This window comes from Mesorhizobium sp. L48C026A00, assembly GCF_000502375.1.
Classification (GTDB): domain Bacteria; phylum Pseudomonadota; class Alphaproteobacteria; order Rhizobiales; family Rhizobiaceae; genus Mesorhizobium; species Mesorhizobium muleiense.
The window spans coordinates 77,970-94,593 of sequence record NZ_AYWU01000034.1; the positions used below are offsets into that span (position 1 = coordinate 77,970).

Consider the following 16,624-nt stretch of genomic DNA (forward strand, 5'->3'; position numbering starts at 1 on the left):
TTCGAAACCGGCGTCAGTTCGTGGGCAGCCCGCGATAGACGTAGTCGGCAAGCTTGAGGTCGCCGCTCAGCACGCCGGCTTCCTTCCAGGTATCGAAGACGTTCTGGAGCGAAGCGGCGAAGGCGTCGTCGATGGGCTGCCTCACGTAGGCAGCTTCATCCGGGTAGAGACCCTCGATGGTCGCCTTGTCCTGCTTGGTGAAGGCGGCATAGAAGTCGAGATAGGCATCCTTGTTCTTTTTCGACCAGTCGAATGCGCGTTCGATGCGGTCGGAGAAGTCGGCGATCGCGGCGACCTTGCCAGGATCGGCCAACGCACTGTCGGTGGCGCTCAGCACGAAGTTGCCGGTGTTGATGCCGGGGCCATCGATCAGCACCGTTGCCTTCAGCGTGCCGATCGAGCGCGCCTTGTAGATGCCCCAGGTCCCCCAGGCGTCGATGCTTCCGGCCTGGAAGGCGGCGCTGGCATCGGAAGGGTTGAGGAAGGCGAGCTCCACGTCGTCCTGGGTAAGCCCAGCTTTCTTCAGGACCCCGAGGACGAGATAGTGGGCGACACTACCGCGCGTCGTCGGCGAAATAGTCTTGCCCTTGAGATCCTCGATCGTCTTGATCGGGCTGCCCGCCGGAACGATCAACGAACTGCCAAGGCCGCCATTCGAATAGTTGGCTACGACCTTGATCTTCGACCCTCCGGCGATAGCGCTGACGGTCGGCGAATCGGCAGCTTGGCCGATGTCGATGGCATCCGCCTTCAACGCCTCATGCAGATTGACGGCGGCCGGATAGACCGACCACTCGATCTGGTAGGGAATGTCGGCGAGCAGGCCGGCTGCTTCGAATTTCGCCTTGGTGGCGCCGGTCTGGTCGCCGACGCGCAGTACGACCTTGCTGAGGTCTTCGGCTGCGAGAGCCGACGGCTCGGAACCGAATACGGCGACGGCAGCGAGTCCGCCGAGAAGGAGACCGAGTGTGCGGCGATTGAGCGTTTTCATGGGGAGGTTCACTTCCAGCTTGTGAGAGGGCTTCGGTTGCGAAAGCGCGGGAAAGATTACTCGGCAGCGACGGCTTCGTGGCGCCCAGCATGGCGATTGGGCGGCACCGGAATTCCGAGATTGCCGCGGAACGTCTCGCTTTCGTATTCAGTTCGGTAGATGCCGCGCTTCTGCAGAATCGGGACAACGGCCTCGACGAAGACTTCGAGTTCCCTCGGCAACGACACATTGAAGACGAAGCCGTCGGAGCCGCGCTCCTCCAACCAACGCTGGAATGCGTCAGCGACCTGCTCCGGGGTGCCGACAAATTCCGTGCGCGGCGTCGCGAAACGCACAGCGACCTGGCGAAGCGTCAGGTTTTCCCGCTCAGCAGTTTCCAAAATCTTACGCGAGGTGCTCTGGTTGCTGTTCGCCCCAAATGCCAACACGTCCGGGAATGGCGTGTCGAGATCGTGCTGCAGGAAGTCATAGTCGTTGAACGGACGGCCAAGCATAGACAGCGCGTTCTCGATCGATGTGAGGTCGGCAAAATCCTGGTACTTGCGCTCGACTTCCGCTTCGGTCGAGCCGATCACCGGGCGAATTCCGGGGAGGATGAAGAGCTTGTCCGGATCGCGGCCAAAGCCGGCGGCGCGTTCCTTGATATCGCGGTAATACGCTTTGCCTTCATCGAGATTTTCGTGGTGGACGAAGATCGCGTCGGCGCGGCTCGATGCAAAATTGTTGCCGTCCTCGGAGGCGCCGGCCTGGAAGATCACCGGCTGGCCCTGCGCCGAACGGGCTATGTTGAGCGGACCCTTGACCTGAAAGAACTCGCCCTTGTGATTGAGTGTGTGAAGTTTGGCCGGATCGAAGAATACGCCACTCTTCTTGTCATGGACGAGAGCGTCGTCCTCCCAGGAATCCCAGAGGCCCTGCACGACGTCGAGATGTTCGGCGGCGAGCCGGTAGCGCGTATCATGCGCGAGATGCGAAGCTTTGCTGAAATTGGCTGCGCTTCCTTCGAGCCAGGACGTGACGACGTTCCAGCCGGCGCGGCCGCCGCTGATATGGTCAAGCGAGGCGAACTGGCGCGCAACATTGAAAGGCTCGCTGTAGCTGGCAGTCAGCGTGGCGACGAGACCGATATGGGAGGTGGCGCCAGCAAGCGCCGACAGAATCGTCAACGGCTCGAAGCGGTTGAGATAATGCGGGCTCGATTTTTCGGTGATGAAGACGCTGTCGGCGACGAACAGGAAATCGAACTTCGCAGCCTCGGCGAGTTGCGCCTGCTTCTTGTAGTATTCAAAGCTCGTGCTCGCAGTCGGGTCGGCATGCGGGTGGCGCCAGTCGCCCCACCCCATGCCGACGCCATGGAGCATGAAGCCGAGTTTCAGCTGATGTTTTTGGGGCATGACGGACTCCCTGGCTCTCATCTGGGCCGTGGCCGGAAGGTCGTTTCGCTTCCGCCGGTTTCCATCAAGCTAATTTCTACTAGTTTAGTAGACTAGGCATTGCGTGCTGAACTTTCCTCCGATCGGAGAGTCGAATTCTCCTTTCCGGCGTTATGCTGGGCAGGTTGTCCGCAGGTTCGAAAATCGGCGATCCCGCTCACGGCGATGCCTTTCGGACATCGAACACATCCATGAGGGTGACTGAACGAAAATCCGACACGAGGACGGTGACGCGGACGATCCAGAAGCCATCCAGGGGCAGCACGAATCCGTCGGCGAGATAGACGCCGCCATCCCCGGCCCGGCGCGCTTCCCGCGTGAACGGACCGAGGCCGTAGGACGGCTTGTCGAGGTCTATGCTCAATCTGACCGGGTCGAATGGTTTTCCATCGAGGAGCAGGTCGCGCACCTCCACTCTGACTGGCCCGACGATCGGCGGATGGATCGACAGGGCAGCACTGACCCCGTCCTTCTGCACACGGACTTCCTGGGCTTCGAACAAAGCGGGATTTGCCGCAATTGCGCGCGGCGGCGGCGTAAATCGCCATAGGCCGAGCACAGCGATGACAGCGGTTGCAAGAACGATCTCAGCGCCCACGCTGCGCCTCAGGCGCCGCGTCGCGCCCGCGTCGCCAGCGATCGCGGGAGCGGTCAGGTAGAAGCGATTGAGCGCAGCAAGCAGCAGCAGCGCAACGACCAGGGAAAGCTTTGCCAGCAGTATCAGCCCATAATCCGTGTTCCACAGCGCGGAAACCGTCTCGACCTGCACGGCGGCGAGCACCAAGCCAGATACGATCAAAACGCCAACGACCGCCGGGATAGCTGAGGAGAAGCGCCTGAGCACGACCGGCACCGATGGGCCACCTCGCAGGAGCGCGGCCACCAGCGGAACCAGCGCGCCGATCCAGAGCAGAACCGTCACCGCGTGCAGGAAAACCGCTGGGACAGTCAGATAGCGTGGCGGCGCAGTCGAGGCATGACCGGCGCTGGCGAGCGAAACGCCGACCATTACCAGCGCGGCGACGGAGAGCGAGATGCCAAACCGCGGCCGACCGCGGGTCTGGGCGGAAGCATAAGCGAGGAAGATGGCCGTCGCAGCCAGCAACACCGAACGGCCATACCTTGTCGCCCATAGCCCGGCCCGCCAGATGTCGATCATCGCCAGGCCGGAGAGCGGCGCGCCCAGCGCATCGAGCCCCTGGAAGCCGATCAGCAGCGGCGCGGCCACCAAGCCGGCGAACAGCGCCCCCTTCACGATGCGGGCTTCCGGCGCCGGGTCGGAGCGGCCGATCAAGGCGTTGAATGCCACGCCGCCGACACCGACGATCAGCCCGGCGAGCAGCAGGAAGCGCGCCGACCAGAGCCCGATCCGGACGGAGAGATCTGATTGCTCGATCGTCGCCGGCGCGACCGCGCTCGGTGCACCGACCGAGAATACCAGGCCGCCGCCGATCGGATGACCATCGGACGAGGCGACACGCCAGGACAGCACATGCGTGCCGTTTTCCAGGCCGGACGGAAGCGTCAGCACGATCACCGAACCCTTCTCGCCGATCTCCTTGAGGATTTCGGTGCGCCCGCCCGGGTGGATCAACCGCGCCACAAGGGGCCGGGCCGGTTCGGAGAAACGCAAGGTGACGGTTGACGGCGCGGTCGCCACGACCGCCCCATCGATCGGCTCGGCGGCGATCAGCGTCGCGTGGGCAAAAGCCGATCCGGCACACAGGCCCAACACGAAAACAGCGGCGAAGATCGCCGCCGCCAGCCGCAACAGTAAGACACGACGTCCGGTCACGATCCGGCAAGTATCCTTATCGACGGCGCCGGGAATTTGAGATCGTCGGAAGAGGCTCCTGCCGACGGGATCTCGATCCAGCGCTCGACGCCGGCCTCGCATTCCTGGACGACCGGGACAAAGATCGCCGCCACCGCGATGTCTTCCGCCACCTTCGCCCGGAACACGAACTCGTCATAGTAAGCGTCTTCGAGCCGGCCGCCCGACCATGCGATCTCCTTGATGACGGCATCGTCATGTCCGCCATGGGCGGCGTGGCCGTCTTCGCCGGAGCCGTCGCCCTGGGCTTCGATCCGGGTGACGTCCAGCGTCCAGCCGGGCTTGGGCTGCGGCTTGGTCTCAGTCAATTCCTCCGGCAGCGCAATCCTCACCGCCGTGGTCGGTGACCCGGCACAACCATGCGGCACCCTGAGCACGAACTTGACCGTGCTACCCGCCTTTACCTCCTTGTTCTCGAAGGTGATGTGGGCGTGGGCGGGAAGCGATATCGCAAACGCCGCCATAGCAAGGGTAGCGCGCAAGCCGTAGTTGAGCATTTTCATTTGAAGGATTCCGATCGGTTGACTACCAGGTTGCGGCGAGGCCCAGATGGCCGAGCGCTTCCCGCCTAAGTTCCGCCAGGCGCGGATCGCCACGATGGCGTGGGTAAGGAAGATCGACCTCGATGTCGGCGACGATGCGCGCCGGCCGCGGGCCGAAGATCAGCACCCGCTGCGTCAGGAACAGCGCTTCCTCGACATCATGGGTGACGAGAACGGCGGTCAGTCCCGCGCGCTGCCACAGGCTTACAAGCTCCGTCTGCATGGTGAGACGCGTCAGTGAGTCGAGCTTGCCGAGCGGCTCGTCGAGCAGAAGCAGGCGTGGCTCGTTCACCAGCGCGCGGGCAAGGGCCACACGCTGCGCCATGCCGCCCGAAAGCTGATGTGGGTAGGCCTTGTCGAATCCGCCCAGCCCGACGAGCTGGATCGCGTCATCGACCCTCTGCCTGGACTTCTTCAGGATGCCCCTGGCTTCGAGGCCGAGCGCCACATTGTCCCACACCGTTCGCCACGGGAACAGGGTCGGATCCTGGAAGACCATGATGCGCGAGGGATCAGGATATCCAACGTTCTCACCATCAACCTTCAAGTCGCCTTTGGTCGGATGATCGAGGCCGGCGAGCAGGCGAAGCAGCGTCGACTTACCGCATCCGGAAGGGCCGAGCAGCGCGACGAACGATCCCGGCTCGACCGAAAAGTCGATGCCGTCGAGCACGGGGAGCGGTTCGCCCTCGAGCTCGAACTGATGGAAGACGCTCTCGATGTCGATCTTCTGGCCGGCGGCGGCGGATGCTGCTGCCGTGTTCGTTGCGAGAGCTACCATCTGACGAGACCTTTCTGCCAGGATAGCGTCCAATCGCGCACGCGGAACAGGATGGTGATCAGGCTCGAGCACATCAGGGCCATCACCAAAAGTGCGGCATACATGTTGGCATAGGCTGCCCAGCCTTGAGCCCATTGCAGATACCAGCCGAGCCCGGCCTTGACTCCCAGCATCTCGGCGATGACGAGCACTGCAAAAGAGGTGCCGAGCCCCATGAACAAGCCGACGAAGACGTGCGGCAGTGCTGCCGGGATCGCCACTTTCAGGATCAGGAACCGGGGTTTGGCGCCGAGTGTGCGGGCGATGTCGTAGTAGTCGCGGTTGACGCCGACGATGCCCGACCAGGTGAGGATGGTTACCGGGAAAGCAGTGGCAAGCGCGATCAGGAACACACTCGCCGATCCGCTGGTCGGGAAGATGAAGAAGGCGAGTGGCAGCCAGGCCGTGGCCGGCAGCGGGCCGATGAGCCGCAGCACCGGATGCACCCAATAGCTCGCCGCCTGCGACCAGCCGATCGTGACGCCGGTGATGAAGCCGGTGAGTGCGCCGAAAAAGTACCCCTTGGCGAGCAATGCAACGGAATACCAGACGCTGAGACCAAGCCGGCTCCAATCGTCGAAGAACACTTCCAGGATGCTCTGCGGCGAGGAGAAGAACGGCACCGGGAGCCAGCCGGTCTTCGCCGTCACCACCTCCCAGATCGCGACGACGAGCGCGGCGGCAATCGCCCAGGGCCCATAATAGCGGATGGTGGAGGCGANGAAGAACACTTCCAGGATGCTCTGCGGCGAGGAGAAGAACGGCCCCGGGAGCCAGCCGGTCTTCGCCGTCACCACCTCCCAGATCGCGACGACGAGCGCGGCGGCAATCGCCCAGGGCCCATAATAGCGGATGGTGGAGGCGATAGCTCCGAAGAGCCGCCCCGTCGCTGCGACGATGACCAAACCGAGCGCGAGCGCCATTGCGATGATTGCCAGTTCTCGGCCATATGGCTGCGGAATGATCTCCGGCCACAGTTCGATCAGCGCGGCGACGCCGATCCAACCGGCTGCGGCGACGAGCCCAACTATCCAGATTCCTGCCCCGGTCGGCGCCGAAGCGCCTTCCAGGGCAGAGGTTTCAGCGTGCCGGGAAATCGCCGGNTATCCAGATTCCTGCCCCGGTCGGCGCCGAAGCGCCTTCCAGGGCAGAGGTTTCAGCGTGCCGGGAAATCGCCGGATCGATCGATGCCATCGTTCCGCCTCCCTACGCCGTCAACACGTCGGCATAGACGCGCTCGGCGAATTCCTGCGGATCGGTCGAGTTCTTAAAGACCTGCACGTCGCGCAGTTCCTGCGCATAGAGCGCAATCTCCTGCTTGAGGTCGGCCCCTATCGGATTGTGGCCGTGCGTCTGGTCGAGCAGCACGCCCACCAATTGCTCGATGGTCTTGTCCTTGGGTGCGTTGGGAAGGAATGCCTTGGCAGCGATCTCCGGCTTAGCGACCGTCAGATCCTGCGCTTCGAGCAGGGCTCGCGTAATAGCCGACGCCGTCGGCAGATCGTCGCGGACGAGGCTCCCCGTCAGGCCGACGATGCAACAGACGCGGTTTTCGAAGCCGTGATCGAGATTGGACGCGATCTGAAGGTATTTCGGATCTTGGAGCCAGAAATACGCCTTGGGATCACCGTCGGCGATAGCGTGGATTTCACCCTTCTCGGCCGCAAGCTGCAGGAGCTCGCCCGGATATTGACGCCATTCGACATCGGCGACCGGATCGAGGCCCTCCTTGTGGAGCAGGATCGAGAAGAAGTTCTTGCCGGGGCTGGCGAGATCGGAAATGCCGATCGTCTTACCCTTGAGTTGCTTGAGGTCCGTGATGCCGGCCGACTTGAGCGCCACGAGCCGCGAGCAGCCGCCATGGGTGCCTGCCGTGATCTTGACGTCAAAGCCCTGTTCCAGCGCCTTCAGCCAGCGCAGCGCCATGCCGACGCCGCCATCCGCCTTGCCGGTCGCTATGGCTTCCAACAGCGCCTCGGTCGAGGCGCCGAAATTGACCAGCTCGACCTCAAGTCCGTATTTCTTGAAGATGCCCTGCTCCTGTGCGACGAAGACCGGTGCGAGGCAGATCGCCGAGGCGTTGGTGGCGAATTTGATCTTCTTCAGTTCTCCGGCCGGCGCCGCGGACTGCGCCCAGAGGCTGCTTGCGGACACAGCGCCGAGTGGAGCTGCGAGGCCGAGTGCTCCCGCCGTCTTCAGGAACGAGCGTCGGTCAAGCCCGCCGATGAGGGAGTTGTTTCTCGCCGATGCAAAGGTTTTCCAGGTCATGTTCATTTCTCCTGAGGATGCCGGTTGATGGGAGCGCTCAGCCGTTGGCGGTGCGCATGGAACTATTCGGCCGCCTGCACATGCGGCGACGCGTTGTCCCGCTGCGCAACAAGCGCACGCACGCGGGGGATGAGATCGCGGCCGTAGTGGAAGGCGTCTTCGAGCGGATCGAAGCCGCGGATGAGGAAGGTCGAAACGCCGAGATCGTAATAGTCGAGCATGGCTTCGGCGACCTGGTCGGGCGTCCCGACCAAAGAGGTCGAATTGCCGGCCGCGCCGGTCAGGGCTGCGATTTCCGTCCAAAGCCGCTTGTCCAGCCGCGCGCCTTGCGCGGCGGCTGCCAGTAAGCGTCGCGAGCCTTCGTTCGGCGGCTGGCCAGGACCGCTCTTCGCGTTGACGTTGATCAGGCGCTCGCCACTGGCGCGCAAGGCCTTGGCCCGCTGCAGAGTGCGGTCGGCCTTCGCCCACGCTTCCTCCTCGGTGTCGGCCAGGATCGGGCGCAGCGACAGGCTGAAGCGCGGTGACCGGCCATGGGCGGCGGCGGCGGCGCGGATGCGATGGATCGTCTCGGCCACCTGCGCGTAGGTTTCGCCCCACAGCGCGTATATGTCGGCATGCTTGCCCGCGACCGCGATTGCGGCCTCGGACGAGCCGCCGAAATAGACCGGAACGCCATCCGGACCTTGCGGCTTGACCTCCGAGAAGCCCCCGGCGACGCGATAGTATTTACCGTCATAGTCGAACGGTTTTTCGCTCGTCCATTCCTTGCGCACGATGTCGAGATACTCGCTCGTGCGAGCATAGCGCTCGTCCTTGGTCAGATGGTCGCCGTCCTGCGCCAGTTCCTGATCATTGCCGCCGGTGATGATGTGGACAGACACGCGGCCATCGCTCAGATGGTCGAGCGTCGCCAGTTGGCGCGCAGCAAGCGTCGGCGCGGTAAACCCCGGCCGATGGGCGATCATCAGCTTCAGCTTTCGCGTGATGCTAGTCACATACTGACCGACGAGAATGCTTTCGGGCGAGGTGGAATGGAAGGCAAGCAGCACCCGGTCGAAGCCGCCATTCTCATGGATGGCGGCCGCCGCCGCGATGTGGTGGGGATCGATAATTGGGCCGGAGCGCGCGATCGTCTCCGAGGCGTTGAAATTCCCAATGTAACCGATGAATTCGACTGGCATGAAAACCTCCGTCGTCCTTCTTGTTCAGATGCCGAGAGCAAGCCGGCCGGCGCCGAGTCGGACCGTGTCTTCCTGCGGGCTGTGAATGCGGCCGCAGAGCACGTCGCGACAATGGCGCTCGAGCGGGTTGTTGCGTGAGATGCCGTGATTACCGGTGAGCTTCAGTGCCTTCTCGACGGCGGCAATTGCGTTTTCCGTGGTGACGACCTTGATCAGCCCCGCTTCCGACAGGGTGAAGGGGCGCCCATCGTCGACATCGCGCGCCGCCGACGAAATCAGGCGGCGGTTGACCGCGATCAGTTCCTCGATCTCGCCGACCGCCTGCTGGATGCGGGGAACCGTCGCCAGTGGCTGGCCGAGATTGGTCGGCACCCGCTCCTTGAGGAAGCGCACCAGCCAGTCGCGCGCGGCCTCCGCAACGCCGGTATAGAGCGCGCCGGGCAGCGTACCGAACCATGCCGCCTGTCCCTCGCCGCGCGTGTCCCATTCGGCCGGAAGACGAATATCGGCAGCGTGATCGAGCGGAATGCGCACATCTTCCAGCACGGCGTCATGGCTCCCGGTGGCGCGCATGCCGAGCGGATTCCAGGTCTTCTCGATCCGCAGGCCGGGAGCATTGGCGGGAACCAAAAAGCCGCCGACACGTGGCTCGGCTTCGTCCGTCCGCGCCCAGACGATGGCCCAGCTGAGACCCTCCGCGCCCGTCGAATAGATTTTTCGACCGCTGATCGACCAGCCGTCGGCCGTACGCCGCGCGGTGGTGGCGGGCAGCCCTCCCCGTACCGGAGTACCGAGCTCGGGCTCGACGCGGAACGCGTTGATCAGGGCGCCGTTTTCGACGGCGTCGACGATGACCTTTCGCACGAGGTGCTCTGGCCAGCGACTCTTGGGCAGCGTGGCAAGGTTGATGTACTGCATGATCAGGATGAGCGCCGTCGACGGCTCACCCCGCGCGATTTCGCGGATCACGTCGGATGCTTCGGCGAGGCCAGCACCCGCGCCGCCGAATTCGACCGGCGCCGTCAGGGCGATAAGTCCGGCATCGTGCAACCGAAAAATGTTCTCGTGCGGAAACGCAGCGCTCTCATCATAGTCGCCGGCGGTCACGGCAAATGTTCGCGCCAGTTCGGCCGCCACCTCCACGGAATTGCGCGCGGTCGTCACGGCCCTTGGGCGAAGCGGGGTAACCGTCATTTGGCGCGTCCTTTTGCAAGTGACGACGGCATCACTCGGCTGCCAGAGCGTGATGCAATGCTTGCGGAAAGAATGCGCCGAGTTCGGCGACTGCCTGTTCGGCGCGGCGTCGGATGGGCTCGGAAGCGAGGCGGTAGTCGGAAAAATCCCGGTCGGCCGCATAGACTGCGCTTGGCAGTGTATGCGCCATGAAGAAGCCGAAGAGCGGGCGAAGCTGATGCTCGACGATCAGCGCATGACGATCCCCGCCGCCCGTCGCAGTCAAAATCACCGGCTTGCCTTGCAGAGCGAGCGGGTCGACCAGATCGAAGAAATGCTTGAACAGTCCGGTATAGCTGCCCTTGTAGGTCGGCGACCCCACGATCAGAACATCGGCCGAAATGATCTTCTGCACGATCTGCTGAGCGGATGTGTCGAGGTCGTCATGGTGCCGCGCATTGCCAAGTGAAGGACCGACATCGGTCAGGTCGTAGAGTTCGGTTCGCAATCCGTATCGGTCACGTGCGAGCCCGGCGACTGTATCCACCAGCGCGTACGATTTTGACGGGCGGCTGAAGTTGCCGACCAGGCCGACCAGTTTTGCGTGGGACATGCAGAGCACCTTCGTCCTTGAAATTTCGAGGGTTTTCGAACGAACATCATATTGCGCCAGCCCATGAGGTGCTGAGGCGCCTTCAATGTCTACAATATTTATAGAATTTGGAGACAAGGAGTCCGCGACGTTTCGAATGTTCGCGGTCCGTTAGAAAATCATGCTTGGTAAGGAGCCGTTCATGGAACCGCGATGCCCGTGTTTTTCCGGCCGGCCGCGTGCCGGACCGGGGTGGTTTTCGCCTGGCCTTGGCTTGCCGATTTCGGTCGCCTGCCGATCAGGCCGGCAAAACCCTGCGGTCTGTCCGTTCGAATTAGACAATTCGTTGCGCGGTGAAATCTTCCGCGCAATTTTTTATCTCGCGCCGCCAACGCGCAATCTTATCCTGAAGGGAACGCGATGGCCTCGCCATCGTCCTTGCCGCTTCGGCGGCCAATCCTCACCGACGGAGCAAACCAATGGCCCAAGCGCAATCGCTCAACGAAACCCTTGCGGAGTTCCAGGCCAAACGCGCACTGACGATGCCCGCCGACAGACTGAAGATCAATGTCGACCAGCGGCGCCTGCTCGTCGAAACCGCTGACCGCTCGNCTGACGATGCCCGCCGACAGACTGAAGATCAATGTCGACCAGCGGCGCCTGCTCGTCGAAACCGCTGACCGCTCGGCCTTCGTGAAGGCGGGCGACACCGTTGGGCCTTTCGAATTGACGGAAGTGGATGCCGGTCCGCTGTCGCTCTCTGAGCTTCTGAAGAACGGGCCGCTCGTCCTGATCTTCTTCCGCTTTGCCGGCTGCCCCGTCTGCAACATCGCCCTGCCCTATTACAGCCAGCATCTCGGCCCCGAACTGCGCAGGCTGGGTACGACGCTGGTTGGCGTCAGCCCGCAGGTTCCCCAAAAGCTGCGCGACATCAAGGATCGCCACCAACTCGATTTCCTGATCGCGACCGACGCGGGCAATTCACTGGGGCGCCGCTTCGGCATCCTCTATTCATTCGACGAAGCCTCGCGCCGTCTTTCGGTCGAGAGCCGAAGCCCGATCGGCGAGGTTACCGGAACGGGAACCTGGGAGCTTCCGATGCCGACTGCGATCGTTATCGATCAGGCGGGCACTGTGCGATTTGCCGATGTCAGTCCGGACTAGCTTGTGCGCACCGAACCGGCCGATATCATCGCGGCCGTCCAGGCCATCACGGCGCGCACCGCTGCCTGACCAGAGCCGGCACAGAGAAAGACGAGGTGACTTTGACCAAGGACCACGGCCGCGACGGCCATCATCACGATCACGACCATGATCACGCGCCGGTCGACTGGCGCGAGAATGGGGTAAAAGTCATCCCCGGAAATTCGCTTGACCCCAACACCGCGCAGACACCCGGCATGAATCGGGCGACGGCGATCAACAAGGCACGGGCGGGCGCCGAAAAGATCTGGGCTGGCACGGTGACCATTCACGCCAACGCCAAGACCGGCGCGCATCACCATGGTGACCTGGAAAGCATCATCTACGTCGTCAAGGGCAAGGCGCGCATGCGCTGGGGCGAGAGCCTGGAATATGTCGCGGAAGCCGGTCCCGGCGACTTCATCTACGTGCCGCCCTACGTGCCGCATCAGGAGATCAATGCCAGCCGCGACGAGACGCTGGAATGCGTTCTTGTCAGGTCGGGCCAGGCACCGGTGGTCGTCAATCTCGACATCGAACCTGTGGAAGCACCCGAGGAGGTGCTGTGGATAGATCCGATCCACCGGTGAACTGCCGAGCTACAGCGCTGATGAGTTGACTGGCGCCAGGCGAGATCGCGGCGGGCAACGACACTGATCCCGGTAGGTTCGGCGACATCGCCGCCGTGCTCGGTCTGCCCGAATAGGCGCTACTCAGTTGCTGAGGGCCTTATGGCTGCAGGCGTCGACTACACGAATGAGCGCAGACGGCGGTTCTGTAAAGCGCTCCAGACTTCGTCCCGCGAACTGCGCGGGCGCCAGACTGCGGATGGCAGCGGCATTGTGGAGGGCAAGCTATCCTCCAATTGCCTTCCGATTCGACGGTTCATGTCCGGACCTGCCTAGGTTTTAGAACGAGGCCTAATCATGCCGGATCGCAGACCTCATCTGGTGGCCATAGCCGGAAGCGTGCATCGACCGTCGAGGTCGCGCGCGTTGGCGGAACCGGTTGCGGCGACCATGCACCGAATCGACCTTCGGGTCAGCATTTTCGATCTCATCGATGCCGGCTCCGGCCTTGGCGCGGCATTCTCACGCGGCGAACAGTCGATGAGGCTCTTTCCATCATCGAGGTCGTCGAGGCCGATGCGATTTGCGAGCGATCACGAATTTGCGGACGGGTTTCCGGCCGACCCCGTGGTGAAGGAGCGCACAGACCTGGCCGGCGCACAATTGACCGCATTGTTGTTGCAGCGTCGCCCTGTCCCGTCGAATGTGCGGGAGTCCAACATCCGGGCAGCGACGGCGGGCTGAAAAACAACGAAAAATCAACGTTTGTCGGGTTGTATATAATGTCACTAGAACTTATGTGTCATGCACGGCCGGGCGCGGTGGGGACGAACCGAGGAGCCAGGCGATCTCAACAAGCGGCACTCCGCTGCCGCACGCCAGGACGACGTTCGTCAAATGCTCACCAGGAAAGGCAAGTACGGCCTCAAGGCGCTCGTGCATCTCGCACATCTGCCGACCGGACAACTCGCATTCGTCAACGACATCGCGACCAGCAACAACATTTCGAAGAAGTTTCTCGACGCCATTCTCGGCGAGCTTCGCAATGCCGGCTTCGTCGAGAGCCGGAAGGGAAAGGAAGGCGGATATCGCCTGGCGCGTCCAGCCACGGATATCAAGGTCGGCCATGTCGTGCGTGTTCTCGACGGACCTCTGGCGCCGATCCCGTGTGCGAGCCGCACGCGCTACGCGCGATGCGAAGATTGCGATGAGGCGACATGCCAAGTTCGTCATATGATGCTGGAAGTGCGGCACGCCATCGCCGAGGTTCTGGACAACCGCAGTCTCGCCGAAATGCGGGGCTCCGCGAACGACGATCTAGCAGCAACCCTGAAATATCAGGCCTGATTCCTGGGGCGCCCCGCTATAGGCGGCGCTCATGACGGAGCGCAGCCGCAACTCCATCATCATCGTCGGCGGAGGCGCGAGCGGCGTCATCCTGGCCGGACATCTTCTGCGTTCTCCGGATCCGAATCTACGGGTCACGCTGGTCGAAAAGCGCGCGTCATTCGGCCCTGGCATTGCCTATTCAACGTCGCTGCCGGATCACCTGCTCAACGTAAGCGCGATGGGCATGAGCGCGCTTGCGGACGACCCGGAGCATTTCTGGCGTTGGCTGCGGGGCAAAGGGCTGGCGAAGGAGGAAGCCTTCCCAGTCTATGCGCCGCGCAGTGTCTACGGCCTCTACCTCCAGGAGCTTCTCATGGAAATCGCCGAGCGTGAACCGGGCCGACTCCGTCTCGTTCAGGAAGAAGGCGTCTCGGTCTCGCCCACTCCCGCCGGCGTGGAGCTACGGCTGGCCAATGGAACGAGCATCGTCGGGCATGTCGCGGTACTCGCGGCCGGGCATGACGAAGAGCCTGCATCGGAGCAGGGTTTTGCAGTTCGCATCGGTTCGGCCGAAGACACACAAATCGATCTGGATTCCCGCGTGCTCATCCTCGGCACCGGGCTGAGCATGGTCGACGCCTGGCTTACTTTGGAGCATCGCGGCCATCGCGGCGAAATCGTCGCCGTGTCCCGGCGCGGACTGTTGCCTTCGCCGCACCGGAAGGGTAGCCCGATTCGGCTGGACAGCGCGGACATCCTGCTTGGCACCGAGCTTTCCTACTTTGTCGGCTGGTTCCGCGACCTCGTCCGCGCAACCGAGAAGGCCGGCGGCAACTGGCGCGATGTCGTCGACGGACTAAGGCCCTTCAATCAGCGCATCTGGCAAAGTTGGCCGGTGAGCGCAAAGCGCCGCTTTCTCAAGCACACCAAGGCGTGGTGGGACATCCACCGCCATCGGATGGCGCCGGAGATCCATGCAAGAATAAGCGAGGCGGTGCGGTCGGGCCGGCTCCGGCTCATTGCCGGCCGGGTTCTGGGTGCCCATCGGGAAGGTCGAACCCTGACGGCCAATCTGCAACTTCGGCAGTCGCAGGCTGTTGAAAACCTGGAAGTCGGCGTCGCCTACGACTGCACCGGCATCGTCAAGGACGTCTCGACCGGAGCGATCGCAGTCGTCCGCTCGCTGACCGACCGTGGGCTCGCGCGCCCGGATCCGCTTCGGCTCAGCCTCGACGTGACCCCGGACTGCGCGGTGATCGATGCGGACGGCTCGCCCTCCGACAAGCTGTTCGCCGTCGGTCCGCTCACCCGCGGCACGTTCTTCGAAATCGACGCCATCCCCGACATCCGGGTCCAGTGCGCGAGATTGGCGGAGCAACTGGCTGGATAGGCGCCTTTGAATCGCCTTGGAGCAGCGGGAGCACGCTCAAGCGCGGGACCGCCTGCCCATCGTCGATGCCCCCGACAGCCCCGGCGCGGGCAATATGGCGCGCCGTTCCTCGCGAGCGAGGGAATTGCGCAACGGCGCTACTGCCTGGCCGAATCTCCGTATCTTCTCCGAATCGTATGGACCGGTCACCATGAATTCCGAGACGCCGGCTTCGGCATAAGCGATCAGGGAAAGCGCCGACCGCGCGGGAAGACCGGGCGCGTGAACCGCGTCCGCACGGCTGACCGGCCAGTCGCGCGCGAAGCTCACAGGCATTGCGAAACGAACCTTCCCGGACCTTCCGTACTGAGCCGCTGCGGCGCGCACGCGCGCAATCAGCACCCGCACATCCTCCGGCGCGCCGGGCGCCAGTTCGAATATGTCGGCATGCCGGCCGGCGACCTTTAGGGAAGTTCCGGAAAGCCCGCTCATCCGGATCGGTATTCCGAAGCCACGCGGACCCTTGTTCGGAATGAACCCGCCACGGACGCTGTAGAACGGACCCTCATGGTCGAACGGCTTGTCGTTCGACCACAGTCTCTTCAACAGCGTCAGGTATTCGTCCGTCCGCTGCCAGGTCGCGAGATGGCTCGCGTGCGAATCTGTAGCGACGTCGTTTTCGGCAATGCCGTCGGCCAGAATCCTTAGAGCCAGACGGCCTCCGCTTGCCACACCGAGCGACGCCAGCTGCCGTGCCGCCACCGCCGGGGCGACGACCCCTGCCCAATGTGTAAGAACAATCTGAAGCGACGACGTCACCGCCGCCGCCTTGGCCGCCAGATCGAAGTTGGTCAAAAGTCCGGCGGAATCATCGATCACGACGCTTTGAAAGCCCGCTTCCTCGACTTGTGCGAGGGCTGCCGCCGATGCGTGCGTATCAAAAAAGAACGGCGCCGCGCCTGCCGCCGAAAGCTCGTTCGAATCGGTACCGGGTACGAAAGTGAACTCGATGGCCATCGCATTTCCTCCTTCGTTCAGGGGTTCCGCCACGGTCGGCGAAAAGATCAAATCCTGCCCCTCCGTGGTTATAGGGAAGCCGTTCAGGGAATGAGCCCGAGCACGATCGCGGACGCGAAGCCGAATGAGAGTGCAAAAGCCGCGTATGCGGCCACCTTGGTCGAGGCGCCCGCGGGCGCCGTCACGCCGCCTGGTCGTCTTGCCGTCCTGCGAGTGTTCTCGGTATGGATGTAAGCCATATCATCCTCCAATATCGGCATTAGTCTATAAAATCAGTAGACTTTGTCGATTGCGAATTTCGCGTGGGATGTGGGAAATGGTTCT

The 16,624-nt window shown here is 63.0% G+C and carries 16 protein-coding genes; 4 read left to right on the forward strand and 12 right to left on the reverse strand.

The window, feature by feature from the left end; genetic code table 11:
* Positions 1-13: 13 nt before the first annotated feature.
* The 10 genes from X738_RS75500 to msuE form a co-directional block, all read right to left on the reverse strand.
* A complete protein-coding gene (locus X738_RS75500) occupies positions 14-991 on the reverse strand; it encodes an ABC transporter substrate-binding protein (RefSeq protein ID WP_023803081.1) in 978 nt (325 codons plus the stop codon).
* A gap of 56 nt (positions 992-1,047) precedes the next feature.
* Positions 1,048-2,385 (reverse strand): LLM class flavin-dependent oxidoreductase, encoded by a 1,338-nt coding sequence (locus tag X738_RS75505; RefSeq protein ID WP_023803082.1) that lies wholly within the window; start codon positions 2,383-2,385, stop codon positions 1,048-1,050.
* Between the two features lie 196 nt (positions 2,386-2,581).
* Positions 2,582-4,219, reverse strand: coding sequence for a copper resistance CopC/CopD family protein (locus tag X738_RS75510; RefSeq protein ID WP_036270324.1), 1,638 nt, complete (start codon positions 4,217-4,219; stop codon positions 2,582-2,584).
* Entirely contained in the window at positions 4,216-4,761 is a 546-nt protein-coding gene (locus X738_RS75515; protein WP_051407964.1) for a YcnI family copper-binding membrane protein, read from the reverse strand. The genes X738_RS75510 and X738_RS75515 overlap by 4 nt, the downstream gene beginning before the upstream one ends.
* Before the next feature lie 22 nt (positions 4,762-4,783).
* Complete coding sequence (locus tag X738_RS75520) at positions 4,784-5,581, reverse strand: ABC transporter ATP-binding protein (protein ID WP_023803085.1); 798 nt, start codon at positions 5,579-5,581, stop codon at positions 4,784-4,786.
* Complete coding sequence (locus X738_RS75525) at positions 5,575-6,543, reverse strand: ABC transporter permease (protein ID WP_023803086.1); 969 nt, start codon at positions 6,541-6,543, stop codon at positions 5,575-5,577. The genes X738_RS75520 and X738_RS75525 overlap by 7 nt, the downstream gene beginning before the upstream one ends.
* Positions 6,544-6,826: 283 nt before the next feature.
* Positions 6,827-7,888 (reverse strand): ABC transporter substrate-binding protein, encoded by a 1,062-nt coding sequence (locus X738_RS75530; RefSeq protein ID WP_031256656.1) that lies wholly within the window; start codon positions 7,886-7,888, stop codon positions 6,827-6,829.
* A 62-nt stretch (positions 7,889-7,950) separates the two neighbouring features.
* A complete protein-coding gene (locus tag X738_RS75535) occupies positions 7,951-9,069 on the reverse strand; it encodes an LLM class flavin-dependent oxidoreductase (RefSeq protein ID WP_023803089.1) in 1,119 nt (372 codons plus the stop codon).
* A 24-nt stretch (positions 9,070-9,093) separates the two neighbouring features.
* Complete coding sequence (locus X738_RS75540; RefSeq protein ID WP_023803090.1) at positions 9,094-10,263, reverse strand: acyl-CoA dehydrogenase family protein; 1,170 nt, start codon at positions 10,261-10,263, stop codon at positions 9,094-9,096.
* 31 nt (positions 10,264-10,294) lie between these two features.
* Complete coding sequence (msuE, locus tag X738_RS75545; protein ID WP_023803091.1) at positions 10,295-10,855, reverse strand: FMN reductase; 561 nt, start codon at positions 10,853-10,855, stop codon at positions 10,295-10,297.
* 597 nt (positions 10,856-11,452) lie between these two features.
* On the opposite strand from msuE, the gene X738_RS75550 reads away from it, so the two are divergent.
* The 4 genes from X738_RS75550 (at position 11,453) to X738_RS75565 (ending at position 15,304) form a co-directional block, all read left to right on the forward strand.
* Entirely contained in the window at positions 11,453-11,998 is a 546-nt protein-coding gene (locus tag X738_RS75550; RefSeq protein ID WP_441295562.1) for a peroxiredoxin-like family protein, read from the forward strand.
* A gap of 101 nt (positions 11,999-12,099) precedes the next feature.
* Complete coding sequence (locus tag X738_RS0143985) at positions 12,100-12,606, forward strand: cupin domain-containing protein (protein WP_031256657.1); 507 nt, start codon at positions 12,100-12,102, stop codon at positions 12,604-12,606.
* Positions 12,607-13,482: 876 nt separating this feature from the next.
* Positions 13,483-13,932, forward strand: coding sequence for an RrF2 family transcriptional regulator (locus X738_RS75560; protein ID WP_023803096.1), 450 nt, complete (start codon positions 13,483-13,485; stop codon positions 13,930-13,932).
* A gap of 31 nt (positions 13,933-13,963) precedes the next feature.
* Positions 13,964-15,304, forward strand: a complete 1,341-nt coding sequence (locus X738_RS75565) for an FAD/NAD(P)-binding protein (RefSeq protein WP_023803097.1) — start codon at positions 13,964-13,966, stop codon at positions 15,302-15,304.
* A 36-nt stretch (positions 15,305-15,340) separates the two neighbouring features.
* On the opposite strand, the gene X738_RS75570 is transcribed toward X738_RS75565, so the two are convergent.
* Together X738_RS75570 and X738_RS85395 are read right to left on the reverse strand one after the other, a co-directional pair.
* On the reverse strand, positions 15,341-16,300 hold the full coding sequence (locus tag X738_RS75570) for an LLM class flavin-dependent oxidoreductase (RefSeq protein ID WP_031256659.1): 960 nt from the start codon (positions 16,298-16,300) through the stop codon (positions 15,341-15,343).
* 83 nt (positions 16,301-16,383) lie between these two features.
* A complete protein-coding gene (locus X738_RS85395) occupies positions 16,384-16,539 on the reverse strand; it encodes a hypothetical protein (RefSeq protein ID WP_023803099.1) in 156 nt (51 codons plus the stop codon).
* Positions 16,540-16,624: the final 85 nt, after the last annotated feature.

Bases quoted from the DNA above. Each gene is read 5' to 3' on its own strand.
- X738_RS75515 (WP_051407964.1), bottom strand. From the start codon at position 4,761: ATGAAAATGCTCAACTACGGCTTGCGCGCTACCCTTGCTATGGCGGCG.
- X738_RS75520 (WP_023803085.1), bottom strand. From the start codon at position 5,581: ATGGTAGCTCTCGCAACGAACACGGCAGCAGCATCCGCCGCCGCCGGC.
- X738_RS75505 (WP_023803082.1), bottom strand. From the start codon at position 2,385: ATGCCCCAAAAACATCAGCTGAAACTCGGCTTCATGCTCCATGGCGTC.
- X738_RS75565 (WP_023803097.1), top strand. From the start codon at position 13,964: ATGACGGAGCGCAGCCGCAACTCCATCATCATCGTCGGCGGAGGCGCG.
- X738_RS75560 (WP_023803096.1), top strand. From the start codon at position 13,483: ATGCTCACCAGGAAAGGCAAGTACGGCCTCAAGGCGCTCGTGCATCTC.
- X738_RS75500 (WP_023803081.1), bottom strand. From the start codon at position 991: ATGAAAACGCTCAATCGCCGCACACTCGGTCTCCTTCTCGGCGGACTC.
- X738_RS75570 (WP_031256659.1), bottom strand. From the start codon at position 16,300: ATGGCCATCGAGTTCACTTTCGTACCCGGTACCGATTCGAACGAGCTT.
- msuE (WP_023803091.1), bottom strand. From the start codon at position 10,855: ATGTCCCACGCAAAACTGGTCGGCCTGGTCGGCAACTTCAGCCGCCCG.
- X738_RS75550 (WP_441295562.1), top strand. From the start codon at position 11,453: ATGCCCGCCGACAGACTGAAGATCAATGTCGACCAGCGGCGCCTGCTC.
- X738_RS85395 (WP_023803099.1), bottom strand. From the start codon at position 16,539: ATGGCTTACATCCATACCGAGAACACTCGCAGGACGGCAAGACGACCA.
- X738_RS75540 (WP_023803090.1), bottom strand. From the start codon at position 10,263: ATGACGGTTACCCCGCTTCGCCCAAGGGCCGTGACGACCGCGCGCAAT.
- X738_RS75530 (WP_031256656.1), bottom strand. From the start codon at position 7,888: ATGACCTGGAAAACCTTTGCATCGGCGAGAAACAACTCCCTCATCGGC.
- X738_RS75535 (WP_023803089.1), bottom strand. From the start codon at position 9,069: ATGCCAGTCGAATTCATCGGTTACATTGGGAATTTCAACGCCTCGGAG.